The 20,740-nt window shown below is 39.5% G+C and carries 19 protein-coding genes and 4 pseudogenes; 9 read left to right on the forward strand and 14 right to left on the reverse strand.

Features of this window, described 5'->3' with window-relative positions:
• The first annotated feature begins 13 nt into the window (after positions 1–13).
• Both RMZ43_RS33795 and RMZ43_RS33800 read left to right on the forward strand, forming a co-directional pair.
• Positions 14–1,252: a DUF1822 family protein gene (locus RMZ43_RS33795; protein WP_322648131.1), complete on the forward strand. Its 1,239-nt coding sequence runs from the start codon at positions 14–16 to the stop codon at positions 1,250–1,252.
• A 5-nt stretch (positions 1,253–1,257) separates the two neighbouring features.
• A complete protein-coding gene (locus RMZ43_RS33800) occupies positions 1,258–3,603 on the forward strand; it encodes a CHASE2 domain-containing protein (protein WP_322655834.1) in 2,346 nt (781 codons plus the stop codon).
• A 325-nt stretch (positions 3,604–3,928) separates the two neighbouring features.
• Here RMZ43_RS33800 and RMZ43_RS33805 read toward each other — a convergent pair whose 3' ends face one another.
• Both RMZ43_RS33805 and RMZ43_RS33810 read right to left on the reverse strand, forming a co-directional pair.
• Entirely contained in the window at positions 3,929–4,906 is a 978-nt protein-coding gene (locus RMZ43_RS33805) for an aromatic ring-hydroxylating dioxygenase subunit alpha (protein WP_322655835.1), read from the reverse strand.
• Positions 4,907–5,018: 112 nt separating this feature from the next.
• A complete protein-coding gene (locus tag RMZ43_RS33810; RefSeq protein ID WP_322648134.1) occupies positions 5,019–5,312 on the reverse strand; it encodes a hypothetical protein in 294 nt (97 codons plus the stop codon).
• Between the two features lie 194 nt (positions 5,313–5,506).
• Here RMZ43_RS33810 and RMZ43_RS33815 point away from each other — a divergent pair, with 194 nt between their 5' ends.
• The 5 genes and pseudogenes from RMZ43_RS33815 to RMZ43_RS33835 all read left to right on the forward strand — a co-directional run.
• On the forward strand, positions 5,507–5,719 hold the full coding sequence (locus RMZ43_RS33815) for a methyltransferase family protein (protein WP_322648135.1): 213 nt from the start codon (positions 5,507–5,509) through the stop codon (positions 5,717–5,719).
• 375 nt (positions 5,720–6,094) lie between these two features.
• A complete protein-coding gene (locus RMZ43_RS33820; RefSeq protein ID WP_322648136.1) occupies positions 6,095–6,511 on the forward strand; it encodes a hypothetical protein in 417 nt (138 codons plus the stop codon).
• A gap of 167 nt (positions 6,512–6,678) precedes the next feature.
• Entirely contained in the window at positions 6,679–7,500 is an 822-nt protein-coding gene (locus RMZ43_RS33825) for a spherulation-specific family 4 protein (protein ID WP_322648137.1), read from the forward strand.
• 489 nt (positions 7,501–7,989) lie between these two features.
• Positions 7,990–8,115: a hypothetical protein gene (locus RMZ43_RS33830; protein ID WP_322648138.1), complete on the forward strand. Its 126-nt coding sequence runs from the start codon at positions 7,990–7,992 to the stop codon at positions 8,113–8,115.
• A gap of 20 nt (positions 8,116–8,135) precedes the next feature.
• Positions 8,136–8,291: pseudogene (locus tag RMZ43_RS33835) on the forward strand (ISKra4 family transposase); the annotation flags it as partial.
• 475 nt (positions 8,292–8,766) lie between these two features.
• Here the strand turns inward: RMZ43_RS33835 and RMZ43_RS33840 are convergent.
• The 6 genes from RMZ43_RS33840 to RMZ43_RS33865 form a co-directional block, all read right to left on the reverse strand.
• The gene (locus RMZ43_RS33840) at positions 8,767–10,413 is read right to left on the reverse strand and encodes an HlyD family efflux transporter periplasmic adaptor subunit (protein WP_322653552.1); all 1,647 of its coding nucleotides are present in this window, start codon (positions 10,411–10,413) and stop codon (positions 8,767–8,769) included.
• Positions 10,371–12,524 (reverse strand): peptidase domain-containing ABC transporter, encoded by a 2,154-nt coding sequence (locus tag RMZ43_RS33845; RefSeq protein ID WP_322653553.1) that lies wholly within the window; start codon positions 12,522–12,524, stop codon positions 10,371–10,373. The genes RMZ43_RS33840 and RMZ43_RS33845 overlap by 43 nt, the downstream gene beginning before the upstream one ends.
• Positions 12,525–12,533: 9 nt before the next feature.
• The gene (locus RMZ43_RS33850) at positions 12,534–13,946 is read right to left on the reverse strand and encodes a tetratricopeptide repeat protein (RefSeq protein ID WP_322653554.1); all 1,413 of its coding nucleotides are present in this window, start codon (positions 13,944–13,946) and stop codon (positions 12,534–12,536) included.
• A gap of 12 nt (positions 13,947–13,958) precedes the next feature.
• Entirely contained in the window at positions 13,959–14,480 is a 522-nt protein-coding gene (locus RMZ43_RS33855; protein ID WP_322653555.1) for a hypothetical protein, read from the reverse strand.
• 286 nt (positions 14,481–14,766) lie between these two features.
• Complete coding sequence (locus tag RMZ43_RS33860; protein WP_322648277.1) at positions 14,767–15,129, reverse strand: glycosyltransferase family 9 protein; 363 nt, start codon at positions 15,127–15,129, stop codon at positions 14,767–14,769.
• Positions 15,130–15,139: 10 nt separating this feature from the next.
• Positions 15,140–15,685 (reverse strand): hypothetical protein, encoded by a 546-nt coding sequence (locus RMZ43_RS33865; RefSeq protein ID WP_322653556.1) that lies wholly within the window; start codon positions 15,683–15,685, stop codon positions 15,140–15,142.
• A gap of 373 nt (positions 15,686–16,058) precedes the next feature.
• Between RMZ43_RS33865 and RMZ43_RS33870 the strand changes: the two are divergent.
• Positions 16,059–16,469 (forward strand): annotated as a pseudogene (locus RMZ43_RS33870) (transposase); the annotation flags it as partial.
• Positions 16,470–16,497: 28 nt separating this feature from the next.
• Here the strand turns inward: RMZ43_RS33870 and RMZ43_RS33875 are convergent.
• The 4 genes and pseudogenes from RMZ43_RS33875 to RMZ43_RS33890 form a co-directional block, all read right to left on the reverse strand.
• Positions 16,498–16,869 (reverse strand): hypothetical protein, encoded by a 372-nt coding sequence (locus RMZ43_RS33875; RefSeq protein ID WP_322648144.1) that lies wholly within the window; start codon positions 16,867–16,869, stop codon positions 16,498–16,500.
• Between the two features lie 113 nt (positions 16,870–16,982).
• Positions 16,983–17,720 carry a glutathione S-transferase family protein gene (locus tag RMZ43_RS33880; protein WP_322653557.1) on the reverse strand — a complete coding sequence of 246 codons (738 nt, stop codon included), beginning with the start codon at positions 17,718–17,720 and terminating at the stop codon, positions 16,983–16,985.
• A 197-nt stretch (positions 17,721–17,917) separates the two neighbouring features.
• Positions 17,918–18,658: pseudogene (locus tag RMZ43_RS33885) on the reverse strand (transposase); the annotation flags it as partial.
• Between the two features lie 119 nt (positions 18,659–18,777).
• A pseudogene (locus tag RMZ43_RS33890) lies at positions 18,778–19,499 on the reverse strand (IS630 family transposase); the annotation flags it as partial.
• Positions 19,500–19,541: 42 nt separating this feature from the next.
• Here RMZ43_RS33890 and RMZ43_RS33895 point away from each other — a divergent pair.
• Positions 19,542–19,886, forward strand: a complete 345-nt coding sequence (locus RMZ43_RS33895) for a hypothetical protein (RefSeq protein WP_322648147.1) — start codon at positions 19,542–19,544, stop codon at positions 19,884–19,886.
• Here RMZ43_RS33895 and RMZ43_RS33900 read toward each other — a convergent pair.
• Entirely contained in the window at positions 19,783–20,424 is a 642-nt protein-coding gene (locus RMZ43_RS33900) for a transposase (protein WP_416212064.1), read from the reverse strand. The genes RMZ43_RS33895 and RMZ43_RS33900 overlap by 104 nt on opposite strands.
• Positions 20,361–20,729 (reverse strand): helix-turn-helix domain-containing protein, encoded by a 369-nt coding sequence (locus RMZ43_RS33905; RefSeq protein WP_322654389.1) that lies wholly within the window; start codon positions 20,727–20,729, stop codon positions 20,361–20,363. The genes RMZ43_RS33900 and RMZ43_RS33905 overlap by 64 nt, the downstream gene beginning before the upstream one ends.
• Positions 20,730–20,740: the final 11 nt, after the last annotated feature.

Consider the following 20,740-nt stretch of genomic DNA (forward strand, 5'->3'; position numbering starts at 1 on the left):
GGAATTACTAATTATGACAATTACCTTAGATGATTTAACTCTAATCTATCCCGAACATTTATGTTTAGATATATCAAACCAAGAGCGAGAAATTGCATGGAAGCAAACTAGGCAAGAGCTTTACTCTAACACATCTGCTCGCCGAAATGCCTACCTAAATCATTTATGTTTAAATACTTTTTTAACTTGGTTGCAAGAAGACTCAGACTTACAAGTAACACCCAAGTTATGCTTTAAAAAAGCTGAACTACCAAGTATTTGGGAAGTAGTAAATGGCTCAGGGTTAACACTAAACGAGACTCGATTAGTGTTAATTCCTAGCGATAAAAGCTACCTGAGTGAGTTTCGCATTCCTCAAGAATGGATTGATATTCCCAGTTGGGCCGCCCATTATTATATAGGGGTGCAGTTAGATTTAGAGGAGTGTTGGCTGCGGATATATGGTTATGCTAACTATCAACAAATCCGGGAGCAAGCTACTTATGATGTAATGGATCGAACTTATTGTTTAGATGCAGAAGATTTGATTGCAGATTTAAATGTAATGTGGGTAGCACAAGAACTTTGTCCTCACAAGACACTAGAGGTTAAATCCTTACCAACTTTGTCAAAACTACAAGTAGAGCAATTATTAGAACAATTAAATAAGTGGACTTTTTGTTCACCCAGACTCAATGTTCCCTTTGATATGTGGGGAGCATTGCTGGCGGTGGACAAATTTCGGCAGCATCTTTATCAGCGACGGTTGGAAAAACAAAAAAATAATTTAGCTGAAGCCAGTTATGTGGTTAGCAACTTGAGTTTATGGTTTCAAAATATTTTTAGTGCTGGTTGGCAAAATTTGGATACTTTGTTGACAACACAACAAAATACTTTAGCCGTTCAATTTAGAAGCGATTTTGATTTGAATGAGGGATATGTCAGACGTGCCAAGCTAATTGATTTAGGGATGCAACTTGGAGGTAGTGCAGTTGTTTTATTAATTGGTCTTAAAACAGAGGTCGATGGTAAAATTGGGCTACGCGTACAGTTGCATCCAGCAAATGGAGAAACTTACTTAATACCCAATCTCAAACTAACTTTGCTCTCACAAACAGGGACAATTCTTCAGGAAGTCTCTTCTAGAAGTGACGATCATTATATTCAACTCAAAAAATTTAAATCTTCCCCTGGAATTCGCTTTAGTATACAAGTTGCTCTCGATGATGTCAGTATAAAGGAAGATTTTGTACTGGAAGCAGTTGATGACTAATAGCCATGACTAAATTAGTCGTGTTGAACTTAGGAAAGGGTAACTTGCAGCAGGGATTTGCTACTGTTACTGCTCAGTTGTACAACTATAGCAATCCTATACCGATACAATTTACAGGCAGCTTGCCAGCCGCACCAGAACTTATAGAACTCTATAAACGTTGGCAGTTGCTATATTTGTTGCTGCATGAAGCTCTTTTTCCTGGTCAACGTTGGCAGAGAAATATGGCAAACGATACAGGTATTGAAATTGATACAGAAGATATAACTAATATTTCTTCTGTGGAGTTTAGTAATTTATGTAACAAGTTACAAAATAAAATTAATATTTGGCTAAAATCTGACCTATTTCGCAATATTGACCAGAAATTACGCACGAAGTTAGATCCGTATGAAGAAATTCGGGTAATTCTGGAAACGGAAGATAACCAAGTTCGTCGGCTACCCTGGCATTTATGGGATTTTTTTGAGGATTATCAAAAGGCAGTATTTGGTCTAAGCGCTCCTGAAGTAGATGAAGTGAAACCATTACACAAATCTCCTAGAGACAAAGTGAGAATATTAGCTATTCTTGGAAATAGTGAAGGAATTGATATTCAACAAGACCGGGCAATACTTGAACAACTACCAGGAACGCAGACTGTTTTTTTGGTCGAGCCACAACGCTTGGAGTTAGATCGGTGGCTGTGGGATAAACAGGGTTGGGATATTCTTTTTTTTGCGGGACATGGTTCGAGTCAAGCTGATTATGAAACAGGTGAAATTTATATAAATCAAACTGAGAGCTTAACGATCGCTCAGTTAAAAAATGGTCTGAAAGCAGCGATCGCCAGAGGTTTACAACTGGCGATTTTTAACTGCTGTGATGGACTAGGATTAGTGCGAGAATTGGCATCGCTGTACATTCCCCAAATGATTGTGATGCGGGAGGTAGTACCAGATCAGGTTGCTCAAGAATTTTTGAAGCACTTTCTAGAAGCTTTTGCCAATGGAGAATCTTGCCATTTGGCGATGCGGGAAGCTACAGAAAGGTTGCAGGGTTTAGAAAGCAGCTTTCCCTGTGCTAGTTGGTTGCCAGTGATTTGTCAAAATCCCACGGCGATGTCGCTGGTGTTGAATAAAGTCGGCTCTAGAACTATTAGCTTGCACGCTCGACGTAATATTATTAGGACAATTTTCCAAGTTAGTATCATCACCACTACTTTGATAATGGGGATGCGCTCCTTTGGGATGTTGCAGTCATGGGAACTGACAGCTTTTGATGCAATGATGCGATCGCGGCCTGATGAAGGACAAGATAAACGCATTTTAATAGTTACCGTCACTGAAGCTGATGTGCGATCGCAACCTGCTAACCAAAGAGGTGGAGCTTCATTATCAGACCGCGCACTAGCTCAAGTTGTAGAAAAATTAGAGCAGTTTCAACCGCGAGTTATTGGCTTAGATATCTATCGAGAGAATAGTGTAGGAGCAGAATATCCGAAATTATCTCAACTAATGCAAAAGAGCGATCGCTTTTTTGCTATGTGCAAAGTTAGTGAGGAAAACAAAAACAGTGGTGTTTCACCACCACCTGAAGTTCCCAAGCAAAACTTAGGTTTTAGTGACGTTATACCCGATCCCGATGGCATTGTCCGCCGTCAAATACTAGCTATGGCTCCTGCATCCCCCTGCAACGTTGATAAATCTTTTAGCTTTCAATTAGCAAACCGTTATTTGTTTACTGAGGGTATTGAGCCTAAACTCACAGCAGAAAAAAACTGGCAGTTTAATAATGTTATCTTTAAAAACTTGGAGGAAAATAGCGGTGGCTATCATGGAATCGATAGCTTAGGTCATCAAGTACTGCTTAATTATCGCTCTTCCCATCAAGTTGCTACACAAGTAACTCTAAAAGACGTTTTGAACAATAAACTCACTTCTGATTTAGTGAAGAATCGGATCGTCCTCATTGGTACAACTGCTGAAAGTTTTCATGATTATTGGTCTACACCCTATAGTGCCGGTCAGTGGCCATACGAGCAAATGCCAGGGGTCATGCTCCAAGCACACATGATAAGTCAGATTCTTAGTGCCGTTTTAGATCATCGTCCATTGTTGTGGATGTTACCGAAGTGGGGTGAATTCATCTGGGTATGGGCTTGGTCGTTGGTTGGGAGTATAATTGTTTGGCAATTTCGGTCATGGTTAAGATTGGGACTGGCAGGAGTCACAACTGTTTGCGTTTTATACGGTGTGTCCTTTGGTTTGTTACTCCAAGGAGCCTGGATACCGCTATTGCCCTCAATTTTAGTTTTGATAGTTTGTGGAGCTAGCGTCAAAATTTATACACTTTTTCCAAGTGATAAATGATAACTCGAAGGTATTCAGGGGAAAACTTTGCCAACCAGTCAAGCAAGTCTCTGGTAAATAGCTTCGTGTTGAAATCATTCAGGACTTACGCAACTGTCACAATTGCCGACGCGGCGCAGCCACGCCGATGTTCATATGTAGAACTTACTGAAGCAGATAATACAAGCCATCAGTTTCATTAAACTCCCAAGCTAAACCGCTGGGGTTGATTTTGCTAGGGTACAAGGTTAGGTAAAATAATACTATCAGCGATACCCATAAATGAATTTACTTGCTCTGTACCATCAAGGAAGAATTGGTCAGGGGAGCAAAGCATAACAAAGTTCTAAATGGTGCCGAAAGTAATACCCTGTTGTTTGAGCCACTGACGGTATGCAATAGAATAGCGATCGCTCGGTAAATGTACTTCTGCTTGCAAATTTAAAGGTAAGCGTCGGGGTTGCTGGGAATTGACAATGGCAATATCTTGACTCGCAACAAGATTTTGAATATTTAGATAGACTTCAACTGGAATTTCACGGGCGCTGTTTACCATTAACCAATATTGGGCCACGCACTCATCTTCATCGACTGGCGTAATTGTATAGAAGACATTTAGACGATGCTCTCCAGGTCCGAGTTTAAAGTATGCCACTAGCGGACGGAAGATACGATAATGGTAAGTGTTGAAAATCATTGGCGCTTCTTTTGGATTAGCCGAACTAAAATCTAGTTCCCACAAACCACATTTGAAACTAATCTGATCTGGAATAGACTCTAATTCATAATGCGTCAACTCAGGACGACTAGCGTGGGCGAATAATCCCGAATGCATAATTGGGAAGTGTGCAGGATCGATAAAATTTTCCAGCGCCCGCAGAGGGCTAGAGTGATAGTAGTAGGGGCCACAGAAAATTTTGCGATAAACCGGATCGTCCCATTCAGAAAATGGAGCTATATCTTGTTTTGGTGTTCCTAAACAGACCCAGAGCAAATCGTAACGCTCAAGAAGTTGGTAAGTTTTAACACAAGCTCGTGCGGGAGGCGATTGGTCTGGATTAGCTGGAGCTAGTATACATTTACCTTCGCTGTTAAAGGCTAAACCGTGGTACGAACAAACAAGGGTCTGTTTATTGACATATCCCAAAGAAAGACGAGCGCCACGATGAGGGCAAAGGTCTTGCCAAGCTAGAACTTTGTCACCATTATGCCAGAGTACTAAATCTGAGCCTAATAAACGCTTGTGCAGAACTGTTCCAGGTTGGAGGTCTTGCGAGCGGGCTATTACATGCCAATCATTCAGCAAAATCTGGTCTTGCACCATGAGTATCGACACCCTTGAGGTCAAATACCTATATCTTAATCAGAGTGAACATGAAACTTGAACTTGATTTTGGCAGCGATCTGGTACGCTAGGCGCTTGCTTTTCGCTACCATCAACTACAGAAATCATCCACCCGGATATCTCGCCAAATATCGGAAATCTGCCAGCCGGAATTGCCTATAGATTGTACTGGAGGATTGTCAAGGAATGGAATATAGTCAGGAACTCTAGGTTCAGGAGTGATTACTGGTTCTTCCTCAACCTCAACTACAGGAGCAGTAGAATTGTCAGTATTAGCTTGAAGAAGTTGGTCTTGTGCCTCCTCGATTAGCTTCATCTGTCTCAGGGTAAGGTTGTCGGATTTTTTGATTATCTTCTTGGTATCTGTATCATTATAAGTTTTCATTGGCTGTTTCCTCGAAGGCATTGGTTTAAAATTTGTCTGAGTAAACTTGGGAGAAGTCAGGTATAAATAATTTGTACAGAATTAACACTCTACTGCAAAACTATGGAAAATACGAGTCCCTAATTGTAAGAATTTATTGATTGGACATAAATCTCTTTTTCGGACAGATGCCTTAAGCAATCGCAGTAGGATCATTGTCAAAAACTACCTCTCAAGCAAAGATGTTCAATCTAATTGATGGCTTTTGGATTGCTCGATTGATTTATCTTGCTGCAAAGTTAGGGATTGCTAATGTGTTTGACAATCAGCCACAGACGAGCGCTCAACTTGCAGCCGCAACGAACACCGAATCGCGATCGCTCTATCGACTCATGCGTGCCGGGAGCGAGTGTCGGCATCTTTACTGAAGTGTCCAATCAATGTGGGAGCAAGTTGGTTGTAGCCTACATTGTTGACAAAGACTTAAGCAATATCATCTTATTAGGACAATAGTTTCGGCGGTACAATTATTATGAAAGTTGCTGAAGCAATTAGCGTTTGACTTTGGCAAGAGACATTAATCAACGATGCTAGTATCGAACTGGCTAAATCTAGTTACGCTCAATTGTCGTCTGAACCATATCAACTGTCTGCTGAAAGTGTCAAGAAGGTTCTCAACGCGGATTTATCACAAAGAGATAAAAAAGGGGGGGGGGAACTGCAAAAATGTATACATAACAAGCATTTTAGTAGCTATAAAGCATGACTTAAAATTAACAGATCGTAAAAGATTTAAGTAAATTATGAAATACTCATTATTCAACTCCAATATTCCACAACAGGCTCGTCAAAAAATCCAAGAAATCCAAAATATCTTTTTTCTCTATTTATTACAAATGTCAGCAAAGATGAGCTTAAAAAGTTTACAGAAAATCAAACAGTTATGCCAACAACACTTTGCCTGTGAAAAAGATGTGCTACTGGCGGCTGAACGTTTGAATCGTAATCTGCCTTTACATCAGCTTGTTGACATCAAAGTGCTTGAAGTTGTGCAACACCAAAAGCGTGGTCGTCCTCGCAAGGATGCTCAACTGGCGAAGCATTATCTACTGTGTGCAACAATTACATCCAAACAAACTGCCATTGATATTGAAGTTCAAAATCTGGATTCTACCGTGCAATATAAAACCGCCCTAGACGAAAGCTGGAGCAGTTTTTGATATAGCAATACTAAATCATTCGTGAGAAATAAAATCGCTGAAATGCCTATAAATACGTAGTTTTTGTCTACGTATTTTCTCACGTTTCAATTCAGATTACTATAGAAGTAAATTGTATAGGAGACAATTAATGTTGTCCCCGGTTTATCCATAGTAGATAGCGTTATATGAAAAAATTAAACATTTCTATTGCACACTTATGGCGTAGGGTAACATTAACGAGTTTGGTGGCTGTGTCTGGATTACTGGGTGTGATTAATTCCGCTCCAGAAGCGTCAGCTGGTCTTTGCCAAAGTATTTCTATCCCTGCATATTTTTATCCAGGAACTTATTGGCAAAAGGCAACAGAGGCAGCGCCGAGAGTTGGTGTGATGATTATGAATCCTAACAGTGGCCCTGGCAGTGCAAAAAATACCGACTACGTTACAACTGTGAAGAATGCACAAGCAGCAGGCATTAAAGTTATTGGTTATGTACCTACAACTTATGGAACCCGTAGTGCAACGGCTGTCAAAACAGAAATAGATCAATATAAAATTTGGTATGCGGTAGATGGCATCTTTTTGGATGAAGTAGCTACTAGTATCAATAATCTTACCTACTACACAAATATCACCAATTACATTCGTAATACAAAAGGTACTTTAGTGATGTTAAACCCTGGCACTATTCCAGCAGAGGATTATATAAAACTGGCGGACATTACCGTAGTGTTTGAAGATACTTATAGTAATTACCAAAACTGGCAAGCACCAGCTTGGCTATTTAATTATCCTGCGAATAAATTTGCACATCTTATACATACTACATCTGGCACAACTGGGATGAATAATGCGATTGAATTAGCTGTCAAACGAAATGCAGGCACTATTTATGTAACTAATGATGTTTTGCCGAATCCTTGGGATACTCTTCCTACATATTGGACTAATGAATTAACTGCTATGAAAACGAAATGTAGCACCCAAGTAACTGCTGCGCTACGTTGATCAAAACGCCAAAATTGATTGCTAGGTTCGGACTGGGTAAGGAAAAAAGTTTCGCCTTCCCCCCACCCAGCCTCATCCGCACGGAAATACACCCACTGACCGTCGCTTCTCGAAATTCAAAATTCAAAATTATTTAATTAATTTTTCAATTTTGAATTCTCTGAATTTTGAACTTAAAATTGAATTGGAGCAATAGTTACAAGCCCACGCTAGTTTGCTCAAGTCGGGGAACCCGCCCATGCAACTGGCTCCTTAATTTATTAATGGAGACATAAAAAAGCACAGCATTATTATTTCAAGCCACCGCATTTATACGTAGGGTTTGATAATTTTGAATTTTGAATTTTGAATTGTTTTGACTTACTGATTCTCCAACGGTACGACCCCAAACAAAATTTTGTGAACCGCAGATAGGACATGGCGTTTCTTGTAGACTACTGTTTTTGTGATTCGGTTGGTTGTTCATGAGGTTTCCCCCATAAATTCTGAGTGCAATCTTCAGCAGCTATTGGGGCAAAGTGCGATCGTGATCGCTTGAGCCTGAAATATGCCGAAGAACGGGAGCATCCAGTTTTGGAAGATTTACCATTTATGGGAAAATGTAAAGGGAAATAACCCTGTGCGATCGCGCTCCTATGAACCAAGAGAAACAAGAACGGATCAAAGCCTGCTTACAAGAATTGTCAACACTGCTGTATGAAGAAGCAGATAAAAGTAAGCTGACAGACCTTGAAGGCATAGAAAAAACAGTTCGCAGTCAAGTATTAGAACTAGTCAGCCCAGAAATAAGTTAATCATAAATTTAATTGTATATTGATTTGTGTAATTAATTTTGTTTAATTACTTATTGTGTTCTTCCCATACTACACTCATGAATCAGTATTTCTGCAAAAATGGGATGCTCCCGGATATTCTGTCACTACTAGAGACGGCTTGACGAACCGCTATGACAAAAACCCAAGTGTATTGAAATGGTTGAGAGTTTAGCCGTTAGACAATTTTGGATTTGGCGTCACCGTGGTCGAGTAGCAGGATTATACCCGGGAGCAACGCGATTTTCTGAAGTCGAACAAAAACTAGCGACAATGCGCCACTCAAAGGTCAGGCGATGCCTGCGGCGGGCTACGCCTACGTTAAAATATAGATTTAGGTAAAATGTATAAAATGTTCAGGCACTGTTGGGATGAAGAAAAGAATTAAAAATAGAATTACAAAAATTGTCCCAACTGCCAGCTATCTATGGTTATGAAAACCAATTTATTCTCCTCAAACATCTGCCAATAGTCTTGCTTTTCTAAGAAGAAATTGGAGAACAGTCTCTTCACGAGAAATGATATCTACCTTACCTTGCATTCCTAATTTAATCATACATTGGTTTTTGCCCTGACCGAAGACCAAACTTTCTGGTGCGATCGCCACTTTGTAGAAATCTCTCTGTTGATTGGAAGTCAGCAAGAGATTGTTTAGACTAGTTCCAGCAGATTTGATGGTATTTTGGGAAATTTTACTGACGACCCCTTTAAGAGTACCATAATCTGGATAGGGACAGGCAGAAACCTGCATTTGTACTGACTGGCCGGTCTTTAAATTACCAATGTCTGAAGGGGAGATGGCAGCCTCTATTGTCAAAGAGACATCATTCGGAACTATTTGAGCGATTTCTTGCCCTGAATTTACAGTTTGACCGGGATTTCGCAGATTTAGTTGAGCAATAATCCCGTCTGCCGTAGCAGCGATCTTAGTTTTACTGAGGTCGATTTCAACTTGTTGGAGTTGGCGGTTATCCCGTTCTAGCTGCTGCTGCAAAGCAATGCGTCGCTGGATTAGAGCTTCTTTTTCCCGCTTTAAAGAAGCGCTGGTCGCTTCGCCTGTTGCTTTTTCCTGTCCCACACTCTCAGAAGCGATCGCTATTTTTGCCCCAGTTGGATTGACGGCAGCTTTAGCGCGTTCCAGTCGAGCGACAGTAGCCTGAACCGCTTGTTGCCGCAGTTCTATCGTTTGTTTTTGGGCTTCAATAGTAGCTTTTTGTACCTCAACAGTTTGTTCTTGCTGGTTGACTGTATCCTGAGACTCATCTAATTGATCTTGAGACAGCGCACCCGCTTGAGCAACGCGCTGATAGCGATCACGCCGCTTGCTGGCTGCTTCTAAAGCAGATTGGACTGCTCTTAAATTTGCTTCAGCTGCTTTCAACTCTGCCTTAGCTCTTTGCCATTCATTTCGGGCCGAATTTAAATTTGCCTGGGCTTCTCGAACTTCAGCCAGGGTCGTAATTTGCCTATCTCGATAATCTCGCTTTCGGTGGCTCAATTCCGCTTTAGCCGAGGCTACACTCCGCTTGGAACGGTCAGTTTCGGCGAAAATCTGAGTATCGAGGGCTTGAATTTGGGCATTAATCTGAGTCAATTGTAAGTTTGCTTGCTGGATCTGATTTTGCATTTGACTTTTTTGGGTTTGCAAGTGGGAATCATCAAGAATCGCCAGGACATCTCCCGTTTTAACAATTTGATTCTCTTGCGCCCAGATGTATTTCACCGAGCCTTCTGTCGCCACTTGAACCAAACGTAATTCACCCGTAGGACGGATAGTTGCCTGTGCTTTAATAGTCACGTTGTACTTTGTTAATGTAGCTAGAACAATGGCTATTCCCACCGTAGTCACGGCAAACAGTCCTGCTAGTGTTGTCCAACGACTAATCGATGGCAAAAATTCGCTTTCTCTGACTCGTGGTAAAACAGCAAAAGAAGGAAACGCACCGAGACTGGGAGAGTTAAAATCGGTGCTTTCTGTTTGTTTTCCTTGTTCTACTGTCTTCTGTTTTTTTAATTGGTTATTTAAACTAGTCATCTCACTGCTGACTGCTACAGTTTTTAGGGAATCAAGAAATTTAGGTGTTCTCCCGTTTGTTGACATAACGCCTCTACTGACCCTTGTAGTTTTAAGCGACCGCGATCAAGCATGACAATCCAATCCGCCCGAGCAATAACACGCGGACGGTGGCTAATTAAAATTGTGGTTTTTCCCTGCCGATGGTCTAGTAAATTCTCCAGCACTTGGGACTCACTCACCGGATCAAGGGCACCTGTAGACTCATCTAAAATCAGGATGGGAGGGTCGTTGACGATTGCTCTGGCAAGTGCTAAACGCTGCCTTTGCCCGCCGGATAGATTAGCCCCAAATTCTCCTAAAACAGTTTGATATTTTTCTGGCAGTTGACTGATAAATTCGTCTGCTTCCACAATTTGGCAAGCTTGGACAATTTGGTCAAGGGTCAGATAAGGAGAACCCAAACGGAAATTGTTTACAATCGAGCGACCCCAAAAGTGAGCGTCTTGAGGAACTAGTATTACTTGCTGCCGCAAGCAGTCTAAAGAAAGGTCTTGCTGGTTATGGATTCCGTAACGAACATTGCCCGATTGAGGAGTATACAAGCTAGCCATCAATTTGACTAAGGTACTTTTGCCACAACCCGATTTTCCAATCAGTGCAATCACCTTTCCTCCGGGAAGGGTAACAGAAAAGTCTTGTAACAAGTCGAGTCGCCCCGGATGGTGAAAGGTCAAATTGGTGCAAACAATACCAGCATCGATGGGAATATGAACAAAAGATTGGCGAGACTCCTCTGGAATTTCGGGTTCGGCGGTAATGACTTCAGCGAGTCGTTGCGTCGCTGTTTGAGTTCGGGTAAATTGATCGACAAAACTGACAGCCGTATTGACAAATAAAGTTAGGTTGCCATTCATACTATTAAAAGCCAACAGCATCCCGATGGTTAATTCCTGACCGATAACGAGGGTGCTGCCAAACCAAAGCAAGATAATATTACCTGTATTAGCTACTAAATTAGCAAAAGTATTATTAACGATTAAAATTTGCACAGTGCTTAAGGTAACGGTAGTCAGACGACTAAAGCGGCCTTGAAATTCTTCCCAAAATTGAGAGGCCGCATTGGTCGTTTTTAGAGTCAAGGCACCTTTGAAGGTTTCAACTAGAACCCCTTGATTGTCTGCTGCTAAGGTAAAAACATTACGAACTTTTTTCTGAAGTTTAGACAAATAAATAACAGTGGGCAGCGTCATCAGTAGAGCCAGGAAAGCCGCCATCGCCGTGAGTTTAATACTATAAAAAAGCATAAAGCTTACTGAAATGACCGCCACAAAAAATTGACTGGGCAGCGTCACTAAAACTTGAGCAACTAATTGATTTATTTGTTGAATATCTTCTAACCGACTGGCAATTTCACCACTGCGCCGAGTTTCGTAGTAATTGAGAGGTAAACGTAGAATTTGACGAATGAAATCAAAGTTTAGCCCTAATTGGATGCGTTGGCCTAGATGAGCGATCAAAACCGATTGGACAAAGCGTAGAGTGCTGCTCACCAGGTTCATCGCAATCACAGCAATGACAATCCGCGTTAGCAATTGAGTGTCTTGCCGCACCAATACGTCATCGGTGAGGATTTGGATTAAAAAGGGAGTGGCTAAAGAAAGTACGCCGAGAATGAGGTTAAGCAGGAGTGCTTGATTGAGAATTTCTTTATGAGACCAGGCACGTTGGAGAAATAAAGACAATCCCTTAATTTCGTCTTTCTGGTCTTCCTGTGCTAAAAACCGCACTGGATCGGGATTGAGTAAGAGCATCACCCAATCCGTCCAAGATTCAATTAATTTAGTTTTCTCATAATATTGAATACCTGAAATCGCCGGATCGGCTACAACATATTTATTGCCTTTTTTCCCATATAAAACGACCCAGTGTTCACCTCTCCAGTGAATAATAGCGGGTAAAGGTGCTTTATCTATCTTCTCTAAAATGACTGGCGAAGCAGTAACAGAACGGGCATTAAATCCTAAAGATTCTGCACCACGTTTTAACCCTAAAAGGGTAGTGCCTTGCTGTCTGGTTCCAGCAATATCACGAACGTAGCTAATCGTAAAATTTCGTCCTTGATATTTAGCGATCAAAGCTATACAAGCAGCACCGCAATCTTCTTGAGAATGTTGAAGCACGTTAGGATATTTCATCGACAAAACTCAACCTCGATAACTAGCTAAATGCTGTTTTAAAGCGGGAATAACTTGCTGAAAAACGCTTTCCCAATCTCCATATTGACGTTGGCGGAACAGTCGCATCGTCGGATACCAAGGGCTGTCTTCCCGCTCTTGCAGCCAACGCCAATCAGCATCGAAGGCCAATAAAGTCCAAATAGGTGAACCCATTGCTCCTGCTAAATGAGCAACGGCTGTATCTACCGAAATAACTAAATCTAGCTGAGAAATCAATGCAGCAGTATCAGCAAAATCTTTAATTTGAGGCGTTAAATCATACAGCCGACTCTCATGTTTGAATTCATGAATTTCACTGGACAACTTTCCAACTTGAAGACTATATAAACTGATATACGGAATGGAAAGTAAATTGATAAAATAGGAAAGCGGGCAATCTTTTTCACATAAACTACCAGAACGTTCGTACTCACCTGTTTTCCAGACAATACCAATTTTTAGCCGAGTATCTGAAGCCGCTTGTAGGAGTGATTGTATATTCCAAGCTGTCCATTCTTCGGGTTTACAAGGAAATATATAAGGAACGTTAACTGGTATAGTTGATACAGTTGTTCCGAACAAATAAGGTAAGCTCAACAACGAAGCATTCACTTCAAAATTTGCTGAGGTAATTTCTCTGTCTACTAATTGAGTAATTCCAGAAACATTACTAAATAATCGAAGCAAGGGTTTGGCACAAGCGAAAATCACATTTCCACCTCTTTGAGCGACTAGAGGTGCATAACGAATTAACTGAATTGCACGGCTCAACCTAGAACCAATGTGAAGCACAATCTCTTTTCCATTTAGGTCAGAGCCATCCCACATTGTATCCTTCAAAAAATGATAATTTATAATATCGGGTAACTTTAATCTGTACTCAAAATCAGGTAGTCCATTTTCATAATCGCCTTTTTTTAAAAGGTTTATGCCACGCTCGCATCTAAGCTTAGGATTATCTGGTTCAATTTTTAGTCCTTTAGTTAAGTAATTAATAGCTTCATCTAGATTTTTTTGTGCAGTAAAACAGGTAGCTAAACCAAAATAAATATTACAATTGTTAGCTAAAAGTAAAGCTTTTTGATAGTAGCTAATTGCTTCATCGAAATTCGCTTGTTGCTGATAAATATTTCCTAAACCAGTATAACATATAGCATCATTGGATGTTATACTAATAACTTTTTTATATTCAACAATAGCTTCTTGTAAATTATTTGTTCTATGAGCTAACATTGCTTTTAGTTTTAATGCCTCAATATAATGAGGATTTTTAAGCAATATTAGTTCTAATATCTCTCTTACTTTCTCTAAATTTCCTACTCTATATTCATGAATCGCTTTACTAAAATGTTCAGGTATTTCAAAATCCTTATTTGCTAATTCTTGGGAATTATAATTCATAAATACTCTTCCTTAATAGTTAGCTACACTATTTTTAAAAGGATTAAATATATAACGCTTGCTAGGATTACGATCACCAAAAATATTGAACATTAAAGTTGGTTTTGGGTTATCTAGATTTGGTTCATTTTCAGCATAAATAGATTTAATATTGTGGATTGCATCTGAAGTAAACCCAATAATATCTCCAGGTTCTAAAATTTGCTTACTAATTGGTTTTACAACGGCATAATCGGGTTGCAAGCCATCATCAAAACGAGTCCAAAAGTAATTGAGTTCGCGTCCTGTAGTTTCATCTCCTAAAAAAGCAACAATACTCCAACTACTATGACTATGAACGCCTGAGTTCTGAGGCAACCAAGAAAATACATGAACTTCAAAAGGAGAGTTAGGATCGCGATATAAAGGTTTTGTTGCAGAACGTGTTTCTGGATCGGGAGGAGGACAAGTATCAATCACCCAGTCTGCTTGAGATAAAAAACGTCTGGTTAAAATGGTGGCAATCCTGATTCTCTCTAGATCGTCCGAGGTCAATTCTACTAAAGTATCTAAATCGTTTAAAAATCTACAAAAATAATAAGGATGACGCAGAGGAAAGTTATCTAGACTATTAATAACATCGTTTTTGTAAAATGCAATTATAGAAAAGTTCAGATGTTTTATTTGAATTAATTAAAGCCTATTTATCAAGAAAATATGTTCTACCAGAAATCTAAACAATACATAATTTCTTGAATACTGTATGCAAATTCAAGCAGTGCGAATTAATTCAAATTTATAAGTTTAAAAAAGTAAATAAAGGTGAACAGATTGTTTTATTTTACAAATTTAAAATTTCTTGCAGATAATAAATAACCTTATTAGGGAGAAGAGAAACCGTGCAGGGATGATTTTCAACTAAACAAAACTTATTCTTAAAACGTTGCTCTTGACAAACAGTACACTTAAAATCTATAAGGGCTAATTTGACATGAGGCTGTAGAGGAATCCAAAGTCTTGTTGGACTTGCTCCGTCACCATCTAAATCATTTCTCAAAATTGCTACTGTCGGACAGCCAACTGCCGCAGCAATATGAAGCGTTCCCGTATCAACAGTAAGGCAAGCTCTTGCACTAGATAAAGCACCAGCTAGCTCAGTCAGCGAAGTTTTGCCTAGATTTAAAAACGCCGAAACCCTTGCTATTAAAGGATTTTTATACTTTAGATGCGTTTGCTCTGTCCTGGATTGTTTGCAACAGTACTACTCGTAATCTCTCAATCAGTTGCGAAACTCTTCTTTCTATGTCTTTTGATGGCTCGGCTTTCTGCTCGTTGGTGAGGTATTGAAGTAGCTCTATTAAAAGCTCTTCAACCAGTGGGGTATGTAAAAATGATCGCCAAATCTTGCTATTTTGTCTCTGAATCAGATTATTATCGACAATTTCTAGGTTTTTGAGTTGCTTTTGACTGTTGAGGCTTGCTTGCAAGCAAACTCGTCGTTCTAAAGCAGATCGAAAATTTATCTTGCTGACTTCTTCTCCTAAAACTTCTGATAGTAGCTTCCATAACTTAGGCCCGACATCTTGCTTCAGATAACTAGGGGTATAGCGATAGTTGGAGGCTTTTGCCATCTCATCATAGGTCTGATCTTTCCACGCTCCCCACAAAATAAATTTTTCGACATCCTTTAAACGTCTTTGGTTTTTGGTAAAGACATCTGTATCTAAAATTTGAAAGACTTCTTCAAAAGATATTATCAACTTAATTTACCTCGCATACCATCAAGAACTATTCTCTTAGAAAAATTCTCAGACGACCCCGCTACCGAAATCGTCGTAGTGCTGGTCAACCAAAATATCTTATGACCCTACTTATTTATTCAGTTTTTTGGTGAGTTTTTCGCAAAGCTTTGGTTTTGTTACAAAAGTTTAAAGTGCTTGAATGTAAAAGTGGGAGGGGTAGCGTGAGTAGTAGTTCGAGAACTTTATCAGGGCAAACGCATCTAAATATTGACGAGCCTGAATCAGAGTAGAATTTAGCAAAACCCTAATCAAACAAGCAAATATTTACTAAGTATTTTAGCGTTAGCTTAAAATAGTACATCCAAACTTGAGTTTTATATTTTATATAAATGTATTAAATCAAATAGAAGAAGTCAGCATAGACTTATGGACATCCTATAAAAGTTTAATCCAAGAAATGCTACCGAATGCTCAAGTGATAGCAGATAGATTCTATGTCATGAAACAAATAAATCAGGAGTTAGACGCCAGAAGAAAACAGGAAAAAAGAATAGCTAATCAAATTAAAAACCGCCAAGAAAGAGAAAAGAAAATAGCTGGTTTAACTTACAGTAAATACCCTTTGTTAAAGAAAAAAGAAAGCTTTAATAGAATTACGCGATCGCAGATTGTACCGCTCCACGCACAAAACCTGGAGGAATCGGTGCAGAAGTTTTTGGAGATGCTCGGCAAGCTGAATCGTGCTTATTTGACCGATTTGGAAGGAAAAGTGCTGAGTCTTTTAGAGTTGGAAATTAGATAGAAGGAAAGCTAGGGATAAGGCAGGGCGATTAAGTCATCGTCAATGAAGTTTGCTGTTCAAGCCGAGTTTGTAAATCTACAATCAGGTTTTCTCCACCGCGTCGAGCTTCCCATACACCAGAATACTGCAAACCTATATTCCACTTTCCTTGCATATAATCTTCATTTTCTGAAACTATGCCTGTATATCTAACTGGTACAGGTGAAGTAATTAAATAACGTTTAGTAAAACTGACAGTCTGCCCAATTACCTCGCCATTGACCTGAGCTTCTCCTAAATAGTTGTCATCCAAAATGGAACCATTGAAAGTATTTCCACTCTGAACAAAGGTTGCTTCAAAGCGACTAGGAATCTCATCTTGCCAGTAAGTTCCTAACCAGTTACCGCTAAGGTCTGCCATATTGTTTCCTAGTAAAGATGTCTATGCGCTCACCCGAATTGAAGTAATTGACGCAGCAGATAGTTTACTCGCTATTGTTAAGCTGAAACTGTCAACCACCTAATTGTATCCTGTTAAAATCCAGGCATTGCGACGTAAAGAGGAAGCTGCTTGATGCGAGTAACCCAAGCGCTCACTTGCGGATATGCCTCAAGAGCAATTTGGGCATCACTGGCAAGTTCGATATAGGGATAGCAGGCAACATCTGCGATCGTTGGGTGATTTGTCTCTAGCCAGTCTCGATTCAGAAGATGCTTATCTATCACCTCAAGCGTATATCTTGCCTTTTGCTGTGCGCCTTCTAAATCGATAGGTGTACCTAATAGAAAAAACCGTCGAGCCGCAGATAGACTATTCTGAATTTCATTGGCAGCAGTAGACAACCATTGCAAAACTTTACCCATTGCTTCCGGCTCTGAGGGCAACCAAGATTCTCCGCCATACTGACGAGCTAAGTACACTAAAATAGCTTGCGAGTCACGCAGAACTAGCTCGCCATCAATAAAAACTGGAACTTGCCCAAAAGGGTTAAGTTTTAAAAACTCTGTTGACTTCTGTTCCCCCACTATAAGATCAACCCGGATAATTTCATGTTCTAGCCCCAGCAGGGATAACAAGAGTACAACCTTGTAACAATTTCCTGATAGCTCGTGAGCGTATAATTGCATTTTTGAGAAATTCACTCCTGGAAAGGGAATATAATCTGCATACAAGAAAAACGATTTTACCCAGTGCAATGCTTGCAATAGTTTAACAAAACCGAGGGATGCCCCAACGCCATCATAGAGATTGGGGTGGAAATTTATTTCCAAAGTACACTCAGATCATGCTACAGCTTTATCTTCAAACACTGTCAGTAGACCGAAAAGTTCTGCGATGCCTTCGGCGGGCGTAGCCATCGCTAAAGAATAGTAGTCTCTGATACCGTTTTTGGGGAGAATGTAGAAAAGCTGATTTTTGGGACAGATTATAACTAAAACTTATAATCTGTCCCAAAAATCAACCAAAATCAGCCAGATGGTAAACAAACTTCGCAGGCTACCCCATAGTTGCGGTCTACGGTTTGACGTAGAAATTCAAGCATCTGTTTGAGGGTAAATAGATAAGAAAAAACTTGCTTAGAGCTTCTTTTTAAACGGCTAAGATAATGCCATACTAGATAAATCCAAATATTAATAATTAAAAACGCCAAAGCTACAAATAAAAGCCGAATAATGGGATTTTTAATAGTAGTTTTAATCCGGCACTGATTTTTCATTCGATAGCTACTCTCAATCCCAAAGCGAAGACGATAGTCATCATGTATTGAATGTAATGACAGCTTAACTTTATAAACAGGGTAAATAAAAAATTCTCGCCCGTGTGCGCGTCTTTTACCATTTTTATATGTACAAACTATCCACACATGAAAAGTGACTGAGCCATATTTATCGCTGTTTAAAGTGTAAGTTGTTTTATAACTGCGCCGACCTCTAATTAGTTTTCTAGTACCTCCTTGTTTGCCTCGAATAATAACTGGCATTTCAAAGGGAATATCCAAAGCTTGTAACCATCTAATCACTGGCACACAGAAGAATTCCCGGTCTAAATACAATCTTTCAATTTGAAGATTCAAAGGCTCAATCAGAGCTAAAAGATAAGTAATAATTGCTACTAAAGTATTTTGTTGTTGAACAGCTTTAATAGCTAAGGTAACTCGTTTATTCTTTTTAATTACATAGACAGTAGCGTAGGCATAAAAAGAATCCAAATCATTAGTTTTATTTATGTAATATTCGTCAACGCTTTTTCCAAAAACTGTATTATAAAGCACAGCTTTTCAGCCAACAATCAGGTTCCCAGGTATTCATCACACAGCGATCGCAAAACTTTTCGGTCTAATTCTCGAATTGCTCCCATGACATTAACCGGAGGCGGAGCGTCTCCGGCTCCGCACGACCACAACGCCGTTGTCCTGGAACATTCTTGCGTTTTCCTTTTTTACCCCAACCCTTACGACGAATCACACGTAAACTGAACCCGCTCTCATCCCAAAACCATACCTGTAAACGCTCTGGTTGTTCTCTTGCGATTGTTAAATATTGAGTTAGCTTCTTTTGAAAATTGGCTCTTTCAATTGGATTTTGTTTATCTTCTAAACCATATTTATACCAGATATAACTATACTTTTTTCGCTTTAATATCCTTCTCACCTGAGAGCTACTTAAATCAATTCCTGTTTTCTCGGTTAAATATGTGGCTAATCTTTCTGCCGTCCATCTGCCGAAGTCGTAGCCTAAATCTGTTGGTTCTTGGTCAACAGTTTTTAATAATAGTTCAATATATTCAGGAGTCGCTTTTCGGTAATGTTCATACTCTCTTTTATTATGTAGAGTTTCTAGATCATCTGGATCGCCGTGCATACACCAATATGCTACTGTTCTGTGCGAACAGCATAAAAATTTAGCAATTTCGTATTGCGGTTTTCCATCATTCTGTAGGAGAATAATGAGAATTCTTTCCCTGACGTGTGGTTGGTCGCTATCTTTTAGAGCTTGCTGTAGCTTGCTGATTTGTTCTGGTGTTAAAAAGTTCTTGGCTGGCGGCGGCATAGTTGCTTTTCAACGGTTTTCTCTTTTTATTATGCAACTTAAGTGTCGATTAGCTTATTAGCTGTGAATGGGGTTGGCTTGAGTGCTTTTGCATTTTACCAGCACGATCAATACTTACAAGCGCAAATTAACGAACGTCAAAACACAATTCAACATACTTTTACTATAATCCATAATGGTCCTTTGCAAACTCTCGCCTATGGATTAAAGCACATGCGTGCTCAAGACATCCCCTACGAACAACTGGTTGGGCAATTTGAAAAGCTTACAGCATTTACGGCTGTTATGAGGTACAGTAGCAGCAACTGGCAAACCAGTTTCTTAAATGTTGAGGATTTATTAAATCGAGTGCAACTGAGATTAGTTTGTCAACCATTTCTGTTGTAGTTGGAGTGAAACTACGTAAAAAAGATTTAAGTTGTGACCACCATAATTCAATGGGATTAAAATCGGGAGAGTATGAGGATAAACAAAGAACTTTTGCACCGACAGCTTCAATCATTGGCACAATTAAATCTAGTTTATGTGCGGATAAATTATCCATTACTACCACTGCTTCTGACCATAAATTTGGCACTAAAAACTTTTCAACAAACAATTCAAATGCGATGCCGTCTATTGAGTTATTCATTGTCATTAACGCAACTACTTTTTTAATACTAATTGCTCCAATTACTGTAACTTTTGATCCTCTATAAAATGGATTCAGAGAATAGGCTCTTGTTCCCATTTGTGAACGGGCATGAGTCCTCGTTAACCCAAGTAGAATACCAGTTTTGTCCAAAAATACTAAATTTTCTGGTTCTATATGTTTGACCTTTTCCCAATAATCTCTTCTTTTATTTAGGACTCGCTCTGTGCCTACTTGGGTACTCCGAAGAGTTTTTTTTTCCGATTCAATCCTAATTTCTGTAACGCACGACACATTGCACTTCGACCTACCCAATTACCAGTCTTGTCTGCGAATAATTCACACAACTCTATCAATGTTGCATCGGGATGTAATTCAACTAATTCTCTTAACTCTATGTCAGCATTTGTTAGATGACTAAATTGTGGCTTTCCTCGCGGCTTTGGTTGTAAATTTCCTTCAACTTTTTGTTGTTTTACAAGCTTTTGCACTAAACTCTTTGAGACGGAAAATATGTTAGCTACTTTCCTGATTGAGATGTTTTTTTGAAGATGTGCTGCAATTATTTTCTCTCGAAGCTCGACAGAGTATGACTTCATTTAAAGGTATT

Origin of the sequence: Nostoc sp. CmiVER01 (genome assembly GCF_034531135.2) — a bacterium.
GTDB lineage: Bacteria > Cyanobacteriota > Cyanobacteriia > Cyanobacteriales > Nostocaceae > Nostoc.

Bases quoted from the DNA above. Each gene is read 5' to 3' on its own strand.
- RMZ43_RS33795 (WP_322648131.1), top strand. From the start codon at position 14: ATGACAATTACCTTAGATGATTTAACTCTAATCTATCCCGAACATTTA.
- RMZ43_RS33800 (WP_322655834.1), top strand. From the start codon at position 1,258: ATGACTAAATTAGTCGTGTTGAACTTAGGAAAGGGTAACTTGCAGCAG.
- RMZ43_RS33805 (WP_322655835.1), bottom strand. From the start codon at position 4,906: ATGGTGCAAGACCAGATTTTGCTGAATGATTGGCATGTAATAGCCCGC.
- RMZ43_RS33810 (WP_322648134.1), bottom strand. From the start codon at position 5,312: ATGAAAACTTATAATGATACAGATACCAAGAAGATAATCAAAAAATCC.
- RMZ43_RS33820 (WP_322648136.1), top strand. From the start codon at position 6,095: ATGAAATACTCATTATTCAACTCCAATATTCCACAACAGGCTCGTCAA.
- RMZ43_RS33825 (WP_322648137.1), top strand. From the start codon at position 6,679: ATGAAAAAATTAAACATTTCTATTGCACACTTATGGCGTAGGGTAACA.
- RMZ43_RS33840 (WP_322653552.1), bottom strand. From the start codon at position 10,413: ATGTCAACAAACGGGAGAACACCTAAATTTCTTGATTCCCTAAAAACT.
- RMZ43_RS33845 (WP_322653553.1), bottom strand. From the start codon at position 12,524: ATGAAATATCCTAACGTGCTTCAACATTCTCAAGAAGATTGCGGTGCT.
- RMZ43_RS33850 (WP_322653554.1), bottom strand. From the start codon at position 13,946: ATGAATTATAATTCCCAAGAATTAGCAAATAAGGATTTTGAAATACCT.
- RMZ43_RS33875 (WP_322648144.1), bottom strand. From the start codon at position 16,869: ATGGCAGACCTTAGCGGTAACTGGTTAGGAACTTACTGGCAAGATGAG.
- RMZ43_RS33905 (WP_322654389.1), bottom strand. From the start codon at position 20,729: ATGAAGTCATACTCTGTCGAGCTTCGAGAGAAAATAATTGCAGCACAT.